This is a genomic window from Thermonema lapsum (assembly GCF_011761635.1).
Lineage (GTDB): Bacteria > Bacteroidota > Bacteroidia > Cytophagales > Thermonemataceae > Thermonema > Thermonema lapsum.
The window spans coordinates 218,468-233,535 of sequence record NZ_JAASRN010000001.1 but is presented as its reverse complement, the minus strand read 5'-3'; the positions used below and the strand labels follow the sequence as shown (position 1 = coordinate 233,535).

Genomic DNA, 15,068 nt, shown 5'->3' with positions numbered 1-15,068 from the left:
GTTTTGTTTATGTAAGATTTCAAAAAAACATACTCATTCGTTGTGGGGTAACCCTTGCCAAAAGACTCGCCCATACATCCGACCTAATGCCACAAATTCGGGCTGCCGAAGACTAAAGTATTTCAGTGCGCGCACCCCCATTAAAACGCGTGCATACCACTCGCCCCGCTCTTTTTTCCAAAAAACATATTCGTTGTTTAGACTTAACTGCAACTTGTGGTTAGGGGTTCTATGGTCTTTGCTGCTTGCTGACACATGATGCACCGCCTTTACTATGGGGTTGTAAACCACCTTGTAGCCTGCTTTTTTGATTTTGATATGGTAGCACCTCCCAATTATGAATTTTATTTGATATTTTTGATATTCTTTATGAGTTCCATAAGTTTCGCACCTTATGCCAAAGGTGTTTTATACGAGCTATATTTCGGTTGTTTTTTAATCTCAGCTGCCACGTCCCCAAGGGGAAAGGCATCGCAGAAAAGCGTTCGAAAAGTTCCTCAATGGTAGAGGCTTCAATGAATTCCAAGCGATGCCAAACAGAAGGCTCCAGTGGGTGGAAGTCTCTTACTGTATGATAGTTAGTGCTGTTCAGCTCTTTCCAAAAGTTAAAATAAGACACAGCGTCAAAATCATCTCTATGCCCCCAGTTGGTAATTTTTTGCCACAACTCCTCCTCCGGTCTTGCCCAAGTGTCGTGTAATACAAAGAAGGGGGCTATTTTATTAAAATAACCATTTCTTCGAGCGTAATGATAACAAGGCTTGTTGGTAGCTACTGGTGCAAGCTCGGGGCTCCCCCCAGTAATATACAGATACCCATCTGGAAGTTTTTTAAACAAGTTAATCAATAAAACGGAGTAATTCACCTCTTTTTGATGAAGGTCTTGTTTTCTCAAGAAGCTACAAAAATCATCAAAGTTCAAAAAATATTCATCTGCATCGATCTGAACATGCCACCCTCCTTCTCCCATTGCTTTTGCAAGCAAATTGCGCTCGCGCCCATCACACTCTATAGGTGTTAAGCCCGGTACAAAAAAATCGTCTTCATAAAGGTGCACCTTGCCATCAAAGTCTATTGATTTTAACAAGTCGCCAAAAACATCTTCATCAAAAGCGAAAGGTTTCCCCGCCCAAGTAAGCCGCTTTCTGTCCAATGCCAGATAGATTTCGTCTGCGCCATTGTAAACCAGAGGAAGAGAATAACGCAACAATGGCCAGTCATAAGAGACCAAAAAACCGACTTTTATCTTTGGAGTTTCCTTCATTTGCATAATAACATTCTTTTAGTATGGTAAGCTATATCCTTAAAGAAAGTCAAATCTTGCCGAGGCGCTGCTGCCAGGGTTCTCATTGCCAAGTAATAACCTTTGGCAAACTGCCTTTCTTGGAAAGCAATCATAGCGCTATAGCGCAACCAATAAGGATGATTGGGTATGCTTTTCAAAAGGAAACGACACCATTTGCCGGCATGTTCTGTTTTAAGCTGCAGAGGAAGCCCTGCAAATTCTTTAGTGAATTTTCTTTGTAAAAACTCATCCACAATCTGTTTTTCAATGCGATGCCAGTAATGCCGATTGCAGTGCTCACAGGAAAGCAGCTCTGTGCGTTTCTGCAAAATATAAGAAAAAGCATACTGCTCACAGGCGTGATTACGGGCAGATTCATACAGTTGGTCTGTTAGTTCGTACACTTCATGCAGCCAAGCGGCATTGCTTACGTTTCAAGTATCTCATTGCTTTTTCAGGAATTAGTAACCAAATATAGATAAATTTCCATTCCTTTTTGCGATAAATAAGGCAATGGTTATTCTCAACATCTCTTCACTTTTTGAATAACATCTCGTTTTCCTCCTCAACCTTGCAATGTGATGCCTTAATAAACCATTATAGCTCTCTACTGTATATGTCTCTCGTTTCGTCTGTTCTAACTTATCCGCTTCTATCATCTCTTTATATACCTTCCAATAATCTGTCATTACTTTCTGCCTTACTTTATCCTTTACTTTTTCCCATAACTGCTTCCCTGTTTCTGTCCCTCTTGTCCCAATAACGAAATCAAGGTATTTCCTCCTTTTTCTATCAACAGCAATCCATATCCATTGATAGTTTTTTTTTCCCTAACATAGGTATGCATTTCATCCATTTCAACAACTTCTACGGGTTCGTCATTTTTTACTTCTTCAACTTGGCTGCCAAACTTCTTTATCCATTTCATTACTGATACGTGTGATACCTTTAATACTCTGGCAATAGAACGAAAGCCTAATCCTCTATATTTAGTTAGCAAGTCCCTTTTTCATTTTCATTTTCAATGTTCTCCAAAACTTAACTAAAACGGGAGTACTTAGGTACCATTCTAACAACTTTATGTAAATATAAGCAGGAAGCTTAGCTATTGAAAAGTCCGTAATTACACGTGCTCCCTTCTTAGGCGACATTTTTAGATAATGGCGATATAAATGCCGATAAGGGTGTGTAGATAGGTAATGCCAGGGTTTTGGGAAAGTAAAGTGCAAAATTGTTTGCCCTTTCAAAAATTCATCATAGAACTGCCTTGAAGCGCTTTGCGGAATATAAGCATGAATCAAATTATATTTTTCCGGTAAAAGCAAATGACGCCCAGCTACCGCTGCATTTAAAGCATCTTGGTCTACATAATAAATCTTATCGGGATTGTCCCGGGCAAATGCAATAGCCTGCTCCGATATTTTGAGTTTATTCCATCGTTCTACATCGATAAGCATCATGCCAGAATTAAAGTAGTCTTCTCTTAGGTGTAAATCCCAATAAGCATTGCAGCACGAAATACCGCTATCTTTTACTGCTCCAAGCGGATGGTCTCCCAAATCCCAATTGTACAATTCGTCAAGACCATTGACCACCAGCATGTCAACATCTAATACAAGCAGTCTATCTACTTTTTCACTGAGCAGCAAAGGAAAGAACATCTTCACATAAGGCATTGCACTCCAATTCCAGGGACTCATCATAGGAAGGGTGCTTAGAAGCCTGTCGTCCAAAGTATAACAATACAACCTGCTTCCGTTGTGTTTACAAATATAGTCACGCAGCTGTTGCTGTTCTTGCTCATCAATTCCTTGTAAAACCACATGAAAAGTAAAAATCGCTTTAGGATTGTGCTTAAAGATAGAAGCAAGCAAGGCATAAGCAGGTATGAGGTAATTATTGTCAAAAGCTAAGGCAATATGCATCATGGTTTATCTATGCGTTAGACATATTTCTCTTTAAGCCTTTTACGAAGCCAATACAATGTATTTTTTATGTAAAAACTCCATTCCCCAGTTTTTATAGCCAAGCGTAGTATCCATCTCAACCCTTCTATGCAATTGTGTCGATACAACATATGAAAAGGGTATTTGGAAACCCAACGATAATATAATTTTTCATCAATGGATACCCCTAAATGCTTCTTTGCCAATATTGGAAAATCAAATAATATGTTCGAGTCAGCATTTTGAGCACTCACGCCTTGGTCACTAAAAAAAGCAATTTCTTCATCCACAAAAGTAGTGCGTACATCTGTATGGTTGATAATCTTCATAAAAAAGTAGACATCGGCGCTGATAGGATAGCGAAGTTCATATTTCCCAAAGCGCTCAAACAAGCTTTTTTTTATAAAACTCCCTTGGTGGTGGACAAAAAAATGTATAAAGGGTCTTACACATAGGTCAGGCGTTAGAGCTTCTTGGGTAAACGCCCTTCCATATACACCCACAGGACAGCGTGCCTTGCCATAAATTAAATCATATTGCTCCCAGTCAAGTTTATCTACTAAGCGGTTGACAACACCAGGCAACAACACATCATCTGCCCCCAAAAAATAAAGGAAGTCTCCCTTAGCCAAATCAATGCCTTTGTTCATGGCATCATAAATGCCCTTGTCTTTTTCAGAAATATAGCGGATATGCGGATACTGACGGGCGTAGTCCTTTACGATGTCCATAGTATCATCGGTAGAAAGCCCATCGATTATCCAATGTTCTAAATGAGGATAATTTTGTTGCGCTACGCTTTCCAAGCAAGCTCGTATGGTCTTCGATGCATTGAAGGTAGGAGTGATGACTGATATGAACGGAAGTTTGCTCATATAGTTTTATTTAAAAGTTCTTCATAGACTTCGATATATGCCTGAGCTTGCTTCTGCAAATTGTATTTTTTGGCTGCCTCTGCTGCTATTTGAAGCCTATTCATCTTCTCTCTCTCTCTCTTTGCTCGCTCTATGGTGGAAGACAGAGCTTCCACGCTTATTTCAGGACAAAGCCAACCATTCTGCCCGTCTTGCACTACCTCGACGATGCCTCCAGTAGGGAAAGCAATAACTGGTGTTCCGCAAAGTAACGACTCAATCATGGTATTGGGCAAGTTATCTTCAAGCGAAGGAATCACAAACACATCGGCGGCAGCATAAACCATCGCCATGAGACGCTCATCGTGAATAGCTCCCAGCTCAATGAGTTCAGAAGAAGATGAGAAAGTCAAAGCATGCTTCCTGCCTACTGCACAAAGTGTCCAATCGTCTTCTTTACCATTACTCAAAGCAGCTTTCAAAAAAGCAAAACCTTTTCTCTTATTTTCCAATGAATCAGAAACAAAAAGCAATACTTTCCTGTCTTTTGGCAAGCCTAATACCTCCCTGCAAAAGTTCTTGTCAAGAGGCTTAAATATATTTGTAGGAAAACCATTAGGGATATGCCTACTTCTATATTTTCCGAAAAGTTTACTATTCTGAGCCTCTCTCATCATCCACACAGATGGAGACACTATAAGCAAATCGCTTTTTGCTTGTGCAAGCATTTGTTGCTTGTATTCTTGCATTTTTTGTTCTTCGGCTTGTTCTTGCGGGGCATACACTCGCGGGATGGGCTTGCCGTTGCTGTCCATTCCTTGGAAACGCTCTGCATAGTGCTCTATTCCCAAAAAAGGATTTTGATCGTGAAGCGTCCACACAACTGGCTTAGTATTTTTTCTAAAAAATGATTTCCAATCCAAAAAATTAGCAACCCAATGCAAGTGAATAATATCAGCCTCTTGATACAAGGCACTTGTAGTTATATCGGTATTTGAAAAAGGATAGCTAATCAGCTCTAATCCTTCCCTATATTTCTCTAAAGCAATAGCACGCCGCTCATAATGCGGAATCCATGACAACAGCTTTAACTCTCGCCCTATTCTCAGTAGTTTATTTTTAATCTTTTTGTCCCACGAGGCTTCAGGCGGGTTGTATGCGTGAGTGGCTTCTATTTGCCTGGTGTTGTGTTTTAATAGTACTTTTGATTTTACACCTAAACTACGCAAACCCATATGTAAGCGCAAACAAGCATTGGCTGCTCCACCGGTATCGTAAGTATTGACATGAAGAATCTTCATTGTTGCATTGGTTTGTAAGCTTCCATGAATAAAGAGTCTGGCTTAAAAACCACGCCATTCTTTGTTTCCAATTCAAAACTATTCCATTCTGGTATATCACTATCAAAGGGATTTTTGAGCTGCACTTTGCAAAACCCACTCTGCTCTAATAGGCTTTTCAAAGAGTAACGATCATACATCCAGTAGTGTACCTCGCCACTTAGGCGAAACTTACCAATACGATAAGCCTCATAATTTTCAGGGCTGTAGATACTTTCTGTTTTAAAAAATACATTTCTTATTAACCGTTTCACTCCACTTAAAAAAGGTCTCCATAAAAGAGACAATTTTTTTTGTTCCACTTGCCTATCACGCTCGCCTTCCCGCTTTTTATGGCGTGCCAAAAAAGCCTGTCTGATGGCACGCCCTTCTTCTCCTATGCGCTCATATACGTATTCTTCATTGGGCAAATAATCCCGACAAAGATACTTTACCATCTCTCCACCCGATTCATTGCGCACAGTTTGGTCATACATTTCCAACATAATCCACTCATAGTTATACATCGCCTCCCTATCTCCCTGCCATGCTGCTTCCAGATGACGTAAATACTCTCGTACTATCTGCTCCAAGTCGGGAACAACCACGCGCAAAATACCACCGGTTTTCAGCACACGATAGCACTCACGAATAAAGCCGGCAGCTTCTTGTTTAGGGAAGTGCTCCAATACATGGGAATGATAAACCACATCAAAGTGATTATCGGGGAAAGGAATACCTTTTCGCAAGTCATAAGCCAACACACCCGGACCGGTTGAAACAAAATCTATATTAACCCAATCGGGATGATAACGATACCCACAGCCAAGGTTCAAATACTGATGCTTATACATTTTGTAAAATTACACTTTAGAGTATTCTGCAATCACTGTAAAGTTTTTGAGCGTAGGATACTGCCTCTCTATTTCATTCATAAACTTGCGGCGAAACAGTCGATAAAAAATTTTTCCCAAGATACCATACTTTTGGTATAAGGACTTAGCATACGTTCCATATAGATGGAAATCCATTGTCTTCTTATAATAGGCTTGATGATAAGGCTGAAGTGGCTCAAAATACATATTTTCTATTTTGAGGCTCCAAAAAGATGCCAAAGCCTGCAAAGAACGAGCATTCCACAACCCCATATGATGCGGTGGCATGTTGAGTACATTCATATCCAAGCTTAAAAAAGAATCGTTATTAGGTACACTGATAAAAAGCCTACCACCTGGTTTCAAAACACTCAATGAAGCATCAATAACCTCTCCGATATTAGCAATGTGCTCCATCACTTGAAAAGAGCAAACCACATCGTAAGTATGGATATGCTGCTGAGCATGCTCTTCAATGCTTTCAGGCAAGACCCTCACCCCCTTCCGTTGTGCTTCTTGCGCTGCCGTACGATTCAATTCTAAACCTGTTGTAGAGTGACCTTCCGACTGCATTCTACTTAAAAAGTCCCCTCGCGCACAACCAATTTCAAGAATTTTCAAATTATCTTTTTTCAGCGCCTCGATACACTCCTTTACTTTTTGATGCTCCCATTTCCATGGCATATAATACCAATCAAACTTCTGCAAATCTTCATAAAAGGAAGCATCTCCCAAAATATGGAAGGGATAGTAAAAGCGATAGCCGGTGTTTAAGCATTCATGAATATAGACTTGGTCTATTCCCCGAAAAAAACGCGCTACGTTTACGTTCAATGCATCCCGGTAAGTATGAACGATAAAATCAACATCTATAGCTTTCACGCGTTTACTTTTCCATCCCTTTCTAAGTGGATTGATGTCGTATTGTTTCATCGTAACAAAGTAGATTACATGGTAAACAAAGTCTTCAAATCCTATACTTCCAAAACCATCTCTCTTAGGATAATCAATCGCACCAAGCTACAAGTTGGTGCTATTTTTTTGAAAATATTGTTCACACGCACATCTTACAGCTTCTTAACGGGTATAGTTCTCATACTAAGAGGCACTATGAACAAGTGTAAGATAAAGAGGTAGCAGCTCGTGATAGATGGTGCCATCTTCTTGCTCATTTCTTTCTCTATATCGAAAAGTTAGAAAGGTAATAAATCGCCTTGCTCTTGTCTTATCAAATTATATGCAGTCTATGCATTTTTAAGCATTTTCCAAAAATCACCCATGTTCCAAGCGGCAATGCAGCCAATAATGCTCCACTGCCAGCAAGTACTTCCCCAAAAACCAAGCACCTACTGCCGACATCAAATGCCACAAGAAGTGGGTGCCCATAGGTAGCCACTCGATGGTTATTTTATCCAAAAGGCGGAAGCCTAAACTCAAAGATAAAAAGAAGGCAGCAATAGCCAAAGCACGCCATGCTATAAAACGTGTTTTTTGAAGTATGCCCCAAGCGGGCAACAACAAGAAAAGCCCTCGTATCAAATATTGCACATTCACATACCAGCTACCTTGCAATGCCCATCTGCTTGCCAACACGAGCAGCAAAAAGCCCCCCATGGTAAGCCACCATGTCTTTGTGTCTTGCAGATACACACGCCAAAAATACCCCGCCAATACAAGGTTAAGCAACAGGGCAGGCAACACATCCATCCACAGTAGCCACTCTGACACACGAAACGCATGAAAAAGTGTACTACCTACCCCATTGAGTAACAACAAGACAGAGCAACTCAACAAAACTGGTGCTTTTGTCAGGTTCTCTTTAATACACAAGAACCAATAAACGGCAGGCACACACAACGCCAGCGAAGAGAGCGCATTCCAAGGCTCTACCGGCAACTGACCGGCAGTAGCCATAAGAGTCTCCCGATATACCGGTCCGCCGTCTGCTATCACTTGAAGCAACATAGGCTTTTTCTCTCTTTTAATGAAAATGTATTAATATTGCAAATTCAATTTAGTATTTGTTAAATGAATCGCAAGCTATGATACAACGGATTCAATCTATATTTTTAGCATTGGCAGGCATCAGCATTTTGCTGCTTTTTTACATCCCCCTTTGGACCAAAGCCAGCCCACAAGGCGACCAAGAAGCGACGCTTTATTTGTGGAAGTTTGTGCATATAAAAGACGGAGAAGCAATAAGCCGCGAAACCATTTATTATTTTGTGCCCTTGGCGCTGGCGTCAGTGGCACTTTCCTTTGGCTCGCTATTTAGCTATACCAATCGCCTTAAGCAAATCCAACTCAATGCTATCAACTCATTGATATTGATGGTGTTTACCCTGTGGTCTGTGTATCACGTGGTCACCAACTATGAGAAACTGTTTCTGCCTGAGCAACGTGGTCATTATTACGGCTTCTTTGTAATCATTGCTGCCATGCTGTTTATCACCCTTGCCAATCGTTTTATTCGTCGCGATGAGAAGTTGGTACGCTCTGCTGACCGGCTTCGCTAAAAACACATCAACTACATTTGTTTTTTTATTTAACAATCTGTACTTTTGCAGCCGCATCATTACGATGCGGTTAAACTAAAAAGAAAGGGGGTGTTTAAGCAAATATGATTAGCGTAACTGTAAAAGAAAACGAATCTATCGACAAGGCGCTCAAGCGTTTCAAAAAGAAGCTTGACAAAGCAGGTGTATTGCGCGAATATCGTGCCCGCACTTTTTATGAAAAGCCTTCTGTAAAGAAAAAACGTGAGCTGGCACGTGCCATCTACCGTCAGAAAAAAGAACAAAGCGAAATGCAAGGCTAAGCATTGGTTTTGCCAGCAATCTATTGCTTTTCGCTTTAATTTTTTATATTGGGGTTATAAGCCAATCAAAGCTTGTAACCCCTTTTTTTTATGCATTTGATTGATAGGTTTTTACAATATCTGGAATACGAAAAACGCCGAAGCCCCCACACCATCGCTTCCTATGCACACGACTTAGCGCAGTTTCAAAATTACATAGAAGAAATATACGAAACTGGCGACCTCAGCCAAGTAGACCACAATGGTCTGCGCTCTTGGGTAGTGCGCCTTTCTGAACAAGGACTGAAGGCAACTTCCATCAACCGAAAGATAGCCACCCTCAAGTCTTTTTATAAATTTCTGTTGAAACAAGGCATTATCAAGGTAAATCCGGCGCTGCGCATCAAACCCATGAAAACGCCCAAGCGTACGCCCACTTTTGTGGAAGAAAGCACCATGCAAATGCTGCTCGACGAACTACCTTTCCCGGATACCTTTGCCGGCAAACGAGACCGCTTGGTGCTGGAACTCCTCTACCAAACCGGCATGCGTGAGTCTGAACTCATTCAACTGAAAGAGCAAGATATCGATTTCCAGCAAGGAACTCTCAAAGTAAGCGGTAAAGGCAACAAAGAACGCATCATCCCTCTCCAAAAGCCCTTGATGGATTTGCTTAAAAGTTATCTTGTTTTTAAGAAAAAGAAGTTTGAAAATTCACTTCCATATGTTATCTTAAGCAATAAAGGTCAGCAAGCCTACCCACTGCTTCTATACCGAATCGTACAACGATACTTAAGTATGGTCAACCACAGAGAGAAAAAGAGCCCACACGTTTTACGGCACACATTTGCCACTCACCTACTCAACCGTGGTGCCGACCTAAACGCCATCAAAGATATCCTGGGGCACAGTAGCCTCAGTGCTACCCAGATTTATACACACAACTCTTTGGAACGCCTCAAAGATATTTTTGAACAGGCGCATCCCAAAGCCTAACTTTTTTCAAATGCTATGTTTCACTCTTAAACAGTCAGACCTATGAAAGTCAACTTCCAATCCGTTCACTTCAAAGCCGACCAAAAGCTGTTGGACTTTGTACAGGAAAAACTCAACAAGCTGGACCGTTTTTACGACCGCATCGTAGATGGAGAGGTGATATTTCGCTTAGACAAAGGCGAGCACGGAAGAGAAAATAAAGTAGTAGAAATTAAACTCAATGCCCCGGGACATTCACTCTTTTCTAAAAGCATCAATACCAGTTTTGAAGCGGCTGCTGTAGAGGTGGTAGAAAATCTACGACGCCAGATATTGAAACTGAAAGAAAAAGAGACCAGCCATTAAAAAGCATACATTCCTATGTAGGAAAAACCACAAAGGCGGGCACACAAGCCCGCCTTCGCTTTTAGTTGTCTTTTTCAACCTTTGAGGCATTCTCATGCTTTTATATCAAGCAAGGCAGCTTGCACCTCTTGCCTGTCATCAAAAGGATGTTTTACGCCGGCTATTTCTTGATAAGTTTCATGCCCTTTTCCTGCTACCAACACAATATCGCCTGCTTGTGCCATTTGTATTGCTTCGCGTATGGCTGCCCGGCGGTCTTCTATCACCACTACTTTCTTTCTGTCGCTTATGCTCACTCCTTGCAGCATGTCTTGGATGATGTCCAAAGGCTGTTCATTGCGCGGATTATCAGAGGTAAAGACAGCATAATCACTCATGCGGGCAGCAATATCGCCCATCAAGGGGCGCTTGCCTTTGTCGCGATTTCCTCCACAGCCCACTACCGTGATGATGCGCTGTCCGGGCACACGCAAGCCTTCTATTGTCTGCAGCACATTGGCAAGGGCATCCGGGGTGTGGGCATAGTCCACAATGACTGTGATGTCTCCACCTTTAAAAGCCTCGAAACGTCCGGGCGCCCCTCTCAAGGCTGAAAGTGTCTCTACCACTGCTTCTATAGGCTCTCCTAACGCCGTAGCAGCCCCCACCACAGCGGTTAGATTGTAGGCATTGAAAGTACCAGTCAGACGGAACCACGCTTCTATTCCGTTGATTTCCATGTGCAACCCTTCAATCGTGTTTTCCAAGATGCGCCCTTTGAAGTCGGCAGGGCGCTTCAGCGCAAAATAGAGCCGACGGGCACGGCTGTTCTGCAGCATGTATTCCCCCCGTTTGTCATCTCTGTTGCTCAAAGCGAAGGCACTGGCTGGCAACTCATTGAAAAGACGTTGCTTGGCATGAATGTATGCCTCAAAAGTCTTGTGATAGTCTAAGTGGTCACGGCTGATGTTGGTAAAAACGCCTCCGGCAAACTGTAAGCCTGCTACTCGTCGTTGGTCTAAGGCATGTGAGCTTACTTCCATAAATACATGAGTGCAACCTGCCTGGTGCATCTCAGCCAGCAAAGACTGAATAGCAAGGGCATCGGGCGTGGTGTGTGTAGCTGGCAATTCTTTCTCTCCAATGCGGTTTACTACTGTTGAAATAAGCCCTGTACGATAGCCCATAGCCATGAACAGACGATACAGAAGCGTAGCGGTAGTGGTCTTGCCGTTGGTGCCGGTTATTCCTACTACTTTCAACTTTTCAGAAGGACGCCCGTAGTAGTTGGCTGCCAATATACCTAACGCTTCTGCCGAATTCTCCACCTGAATACAAGTAACAGAGGCATCGATGCCAGAAGGCATAGACTCACATACTACCGCCCGCGCCCCCGCTGCCAACGCCTGTTCTATATAGTGGTGCCCATCGGTTTGAGTGCCACGCACTGCTACAAACAGACTGCCGGGCAACACCTTTCTTGAGTCAAAGGTCAAAGACTCTACAGGCAGGTGCATATCACCTGCTGCCGATATTATCTTTACTCCATAGAGGAGTTCACTGAGTGTATGTGCCATGCTACTGCCTTCGTTTTTGTATTGAAACCGAAGGTAAAGTTATAGAAAAAAAGAATGAGGGCAGATATAACTCTGCCCTCACACAGTTCAATGCTTAGATTATTGCACAATCAACTTCAGCACGCTGTACTCGCCCTTTTCGTTCTCTACTCTAAGCACATAAATTCCTTGCTGAACGGTCACTGGCAGTTGAAGGCTTTCTGTTTTAGCGGCACGGCGTGTGTCGCTCCACAGCAGCTTACCGTCCATACCCCACAAACGTGTTTGAATGGTTTGTCCTGCGGCTTGTCCCGTATTCATACGAATCGTACCATTTTTTACGGGGTTGGGATACACCGCTATGCCCAATTGATTTACCTCTTCTACTCCCAAGGGGTCTTTCATCTCTATGACTACCACCTGCCCGCTTCTGTTTTTGTTCGATAGGTGGGCACATACCACCGAGTTATCAATATCTGCTTGGATGCTGCTCACGTTGCTCTTGCCTGAAAGATAAGTTTCGATGGTCTGCGCATTAGCATTGTAGTAAGATAACCCCCATACCATGTACCTACCTTTGGGTAAGCCAGTCCAATCAAAATCGCCGGTAGGCGCTACTGCCAGTATTTCATAAGGCGCTTCTGCGGTACTCAGCAAATAGGTGTAGCTGTAAGCTGTGCCGGGATTGCTGTTGGCAGCAGACGTACCCAAGTAATTGTGTTGAAAAGCGGGTAAGTCGCCCCCTAAGTATAGGCTGTTGCTTCCAGCAGGCGGAACAATATAACCTGCATTGGCACGACAAGCCGGCGGCACATCAAAGGCAGCAGTGCCATCGCTACGGCTGTTGCTACTGCCTTGTGAGGCACTCCAACCCAAGCCCCTGCGGGCAAATGCTTCCCATATGATTTGCTCGTGCGCCCCATTGTAGAGCACTTTGTCTGCTGCTAAGATTGCATCGCGTCCATCTACAAAACCGGGGTTGCAAGGCTGCATTTTGAGCGCTTCAACCACCAGTTTCAACACTTTATTGTTGCCTTTGTTGCCGTTAATCCAATCGGGGTCAAAGCCGTATAGGTCTATAAACTTCCAAGTCAAATCCCAAAGCATGGTTGCCCATACAAAACCTACCCCATGCGGCACGGAAAGTGCCGGACTCGGTAAGTTGGCATAAGTGAAAACGTTCACGCTCATGTTGGTGGTGTATGGTGCCGGGCGAATACCTAAACCAGTAGTAGGCTGCCCCAAAACAAAAGTGCCAATGCCTCGCGGGTCGGTAGCAGCGTCTCCGGCTTGCATAGTCAACATCAGGGCAAACCAGTCGCTCCATCCTTCGCCCATCTGTTCTTCATTGTTCAGACAGGAAGAGACGGCAGCCCCACCTGTCAAGCGGATAGAAATACCATGCCCATATTCATGCACAATGATGCCGTTGTCAAGGTCGCTGTCCAGTGCACGAGCGTCATAGCGTATGGTAGCTGTTACAGTTTGGTTGTTGCTTAAAGCTGCTTTGATGGCGTCAGCATCTGATTTTTTTATCATGACCACAGGGATAGTAATCGAGGCATCCTCCCCGCCCATGGTAAGTAATGCATCTTCGTAGTTGGCTATAATCACAGCCACAGCACCTGCGTTCTGGGCATTTTTTACCTTCGTAACGAAAGTACAAGCACCACGGTCAATCAGTACTATCTTGCCGCTTACACTGCCCACCAAAGGACTGCAGGCGTTTGTGGTGGTATCCACGCCGTCATTTGCAAGCACCACCTCGGCGGTAATAGGTGCCGTGAGGGTTTGCAGTTGTCTGCCAAACTGGGCGCGTGAGGTTTGTTTTTCCCCGGCAATAGAAGCAGGGGCGGTGATTTCTACATCATATACATTGCCTACCCACAAATACATTTGCATGCGGGGTTTGTTTCCATCGGGTGGGGTGGCAAAGTTAGCATTGTTGGTGCCTGAGCCATCTTGAGCTTCTGCATTCACGGCATCATTGCCTATCCCTCCCCGTCCATAGTTATTTTGCTGAAAGTTACCACTTACTTCGTCAAAGCCGTAATGATAAAAAACATCGTGTATGATATTGTTCCAATAGAAAAGGTTGGTAATCACAGCGTCTTGGAACAAGTCGGGACGCTGTTGTCCTACATCCAGAGGGAAGTCGAAATTCAAAGAAGCTCCTCCATTAGGGCTGTATCCCGGGACATTGTCTGCATTTGTATCTTCATAGGCATATACATTGTTGCCACGCGTAATGGTATATTCGGCACCGGGGGCACCGTTTACATCATGCCACCCGTAAGGCGAAGCAACGGGGTCTGCTGGGTCAATCACCACTGAACGCGCACCATGGTTGGGGCTTTCCAGAGGCAAGGCAAACACATTATAGCGGGCACCGTCAGCTTTTTTCTTTGTAATAGTAGAAGTCTCGTGTTTTCTTGGCAGCATGGCAGGGACATTGCTGTCTTCCAAACACAGGTCCCAGTGGTCGTGCGCCGCCCAATCGAAGCGCTGCACCATGTTGCCAGTAGAAGCATCCACCAGAACTTCCCACCAGTGCGTATCATCAGCAGAAGGCGCTGCACCTGCCCACACCATACGCAGGCTGCCGTCTTCCTCCTGCCACCAAAAGCGACGCAATGTGGTCTCTATATCTGTTTTTTCTTGGCGATAAACAATAGCTGCCCCATTGCCACGTGCCTGCTCACCGACTATGTTCCACCCAATGGGGGCGGCATCTGCATACTGCAATATTTTCGAAAAAGCAGCGGCAGCATCAAGGCTACCTTCTTTTGCAGCCTGGGCGGCTGTAATGTCACCCGGTGTGCCAGCAGCATGCACCAAAGTTCCTTTACGATAAACAGCCGTCACCAGCCTGTTGAATACAGGAATGCCGCGGTACATGCGGCGCAGATACCAATACTCTACATCCCCTTTTACAAAGTGGTGGGTCACTTCCCATTCCTGAGAAGTAGTAGCAATTCGGAAGTGCTTATTTAGCTGCTCAAGTCTTGCCTCGGGCAATTGCTGTGTAAGCCCCGAAAGTGAACAAAAGAGCAGAAACACAAATGATAACAGTATAGAGTTTCTCATGTATCTATTTCTTTAAAATGATGTTTGCC

Annotated in this window: 17 protein-coding genes; 4 read left to right on the top strand and 13 right to left on the bottom strand. The window is 43.6% G+C overall.

Annotation, left to right across the window (positions count from 1 at the left end; genetic code table 11):
* Positions 1 to 33: 33 nt before the first annotated feature.
* The 11 genes from FHS56_RS00955 to FHS56_RS00905 all read right to left on the bottom strand — a co-directional run bounded on the left by FHS56_RS00955 (position 34) and on the right by FHS56_RS00905 (position 8,244).
* Positions 34 to 291, bottom strand: a complete 258-nt coding sequence (locus tag FHS56_RS00955; protein ID WP_166918019.1) for a hypothetical protein — start codon at positions 289 to 291, stop codon at positions 34 to 36.
* A gap of 76 nt (positions 292 to 367) precedes the next feature.
* Complete coding sequence (locus tag FHS56_RS00950) at positions 368 to 1,264, bottom strand: hypothetical protein (RefSeq protein ID WP_166918018.1); 897 nt, start codon at positions 1,262 to 1,264, stop codon at positions 368 to 370.
* Positions 1,261 to 1,689 (bottom strand): hypothetical protein, encoded by a 429-nt coding sequence (locus FHS56_RS00945; RefSeq protein ID WP_166918017.1) that lies wholly within the window; start codon positions 1,687 to 1,689, stop codon positions 1,261 to 1,263. The genes FHS56_RS00950 and FHS56_RS00945 overlap by 4 nt, the downstream gene beginning before the upstream one ends.
* A 57-nt stretch (positions 1,690 to 1,746) precedes the next feature.
* Positions 1,747 to 2,088 (bottom strand): IS1 family transposase, encoded by a 342-nt coding sequence (locus tag FHS56_RS12060; protein ID WP_394352665.1) that lies wholly within the window; start codon positions 2,086 to 2,088, stop codon positions 1,747 to 1,749.
* Complete coding sequence (locus FHS56_RS11905; RefSeq protein WP_166918016.1) at positions 1,998 to 2,213, bottom strand: hypothetical protein; 216 nt, start codon at positions 2,211 to 2,213, stop codon at positions 1,998 to 2,000. The genes FHS56_RS12060 and FHS56_RS11905 overlap by 91 nt, the downstream gene beginning before the upstream one ends.
* Positions 2,214 to 2,274: 61 nt before the next feature.
* Positions 2,275 to 3,213: a glycosyltransferase family 8 protein gene (locus FHS56_RS00930; protein ID WP_166918015.1), complete on the bottom strand. Its 939-nt coding sequence runs from the start codon at positions 3,211 to 3,213 to the stop codon at positions 2,275 to 2,277.
* A gap of 14 nt (positions 3,214 to 3,227) precedes the next feature.
* Positions 3,228 to 4,106, bottom strand: a complete 879-nt coding sequence (locus FHS56_RS00925; RefSeq protein ID WP_166918014.1) for a glycosyltransferase family 2 protein — start codon at positions 4,104 to 4,106, stop codon at positions 3,228 to 3,230.
* A complete protein-coding gene (locus FHS56_RS00920; RefSeq protein ID WP_166918013.1) occupies positions 4,103 to 5,386 on the bottom strand; it encodes a glycosyltransferase in 1,284 nt (427 codons plus the stop codon). The genes FHS56_RS00925 and FHS56_RS00920 overlap by 4 nt, the downstream gene beginning before the upstream one ends.
* The gene (locus FHS56_RS00915; protein ID WP_166918012.1) at positions 5,383 to 6,258 is read right to left on the bottom strand and encodes a class I SAM-dependent methyltransferase; all 876 of its coding nucleotides are present in this window, start codon (positions 6,256 to 6,258) and stop codon (positions 5,383 to 5,385) included. The genes FHS56_RS00920 and FHS56_RS00915 overlap by 4 nt, the downstream gene beginning before the upstream one ends.
* A 9-nt stretch (positions 6,259 to 6,267) precedes the next feature.
* Positions 6,268 to 7,212, bottom strand: coding sequence for a class I SAM-dependent methyltransferase (locus tag FHS56_RS00910; RefSeq protein WP_166918011.1), 945 nt, complete (start codon positions 7,210 to 7,212; stop codon positions 6,268 to 6,270).
* A gap of 339 nt (positions 7,213 to 7,551) precedes the next feature.
* A complete protein-coding gene (locus FHS56_RS00905; protein ID WP_166918010.1) occupies positions 7,552 to 8,244 on the bottom strand; it encodes a hypothetical protein in 693 nt (230 codons plus the stop codon).
* Between the two features lie 77 nt (positions 8,245 to 8,321).
* Between FHS56_RS00905 and FHS56_RS00900 the strand changes: the two genes are divergently transcribed.
* From FHS56_RS00900 to hpf, 4 genes are all read left to right on the top strand, one after another.
* Positions 8,322 to 8,795 carry a DUF4293 domain-containing protein gene (locus FHS56_RS00900; protein ID WP_166918009.1) on the top strand — a complete coding sequence of 158 codons (474 nt, stop codon included), beginning with the start codon at positions 8,322 to 8,324 and terminating at the stop codon, positions 8,793 to 8,795.
* Between the two features lie 104 nt (positions 8,796 to 8,899).
* Complete coding sequence (gene rpsU / locus FHS56_RS00895) at positions 8,900 to 9,097, top strand: 30S ribosomal protein S21 (RefSeq protein ID WP_166918008.1); 198 nt, start codon at positions 8,900 to 8,902, stop codon at positions 9,095 to 9,097.
* 90 nt (positions 9,098 to 9,187) lie between these two features.
* Positions 9,188 to 10,072, top strand: coding sequence for a tyrosine-type recombinase/integrase (locus FHS56_RS00890; RefSeq protein ID WP_208409603.1), 885 nt, complete (start codon positions 9,188 to 9,190; stop codon positions 10,070 to 10,072).
* Positions 10,073 to 10,114: 42 nt separating this feature from the next.
* Positions 10,115 to 10,417: a ribosome hibernation-promoting factor, HPF/YfiA family gene (gene hpf, locus FHS56_RS00885; RefSeq protein ID WP_166918007.1), complete on the top strand. Its 303-nt coding sequence runs from the start codon at positions 10,115 to 10,117 to the stop codon at positions 10,415 to 10,417.
* Between the two features lie 92 nt (positions 10,418 to 10,509).
* Here hpf and FHS56_RS00880 read toward each other — a convergent pair whose 3' ends face one another.
* Both FHS56_RS00880 and FHS56_RS00875 read right to left on the bottom strand, forming a co-directional pair.
* On the bottom strand, positions 10,510 to 11,973 hold the full coding sequence (locus FHS56_RS00880; RefSeq protein ID WP_166918006.1) for a UDP-N-acetylmuramoyl-L-alanyl-D-glutamate--2,6-diaminopimelate ligase: 1,464 nt from the start codon (positions 11,971 to 11,973) through the stop codon (positions 10,510 to 10,512).
* A gap of 99 nt (positions 11,974 to 12,072) precedes the next feature.
* A complete protein-coding gene (locus FHS56_RS00875) occupies positions 12,073 to 15,039 on the bottom strand; it encodes a T9SS-dependent M36 family metallopeptidase (protein WP_166918005.1) in 2,967 nt (988 codons plus the stop codon).
* Between the last annotated feature and the right edge of the window lie 29 nt (positions 15,040 to 15,068).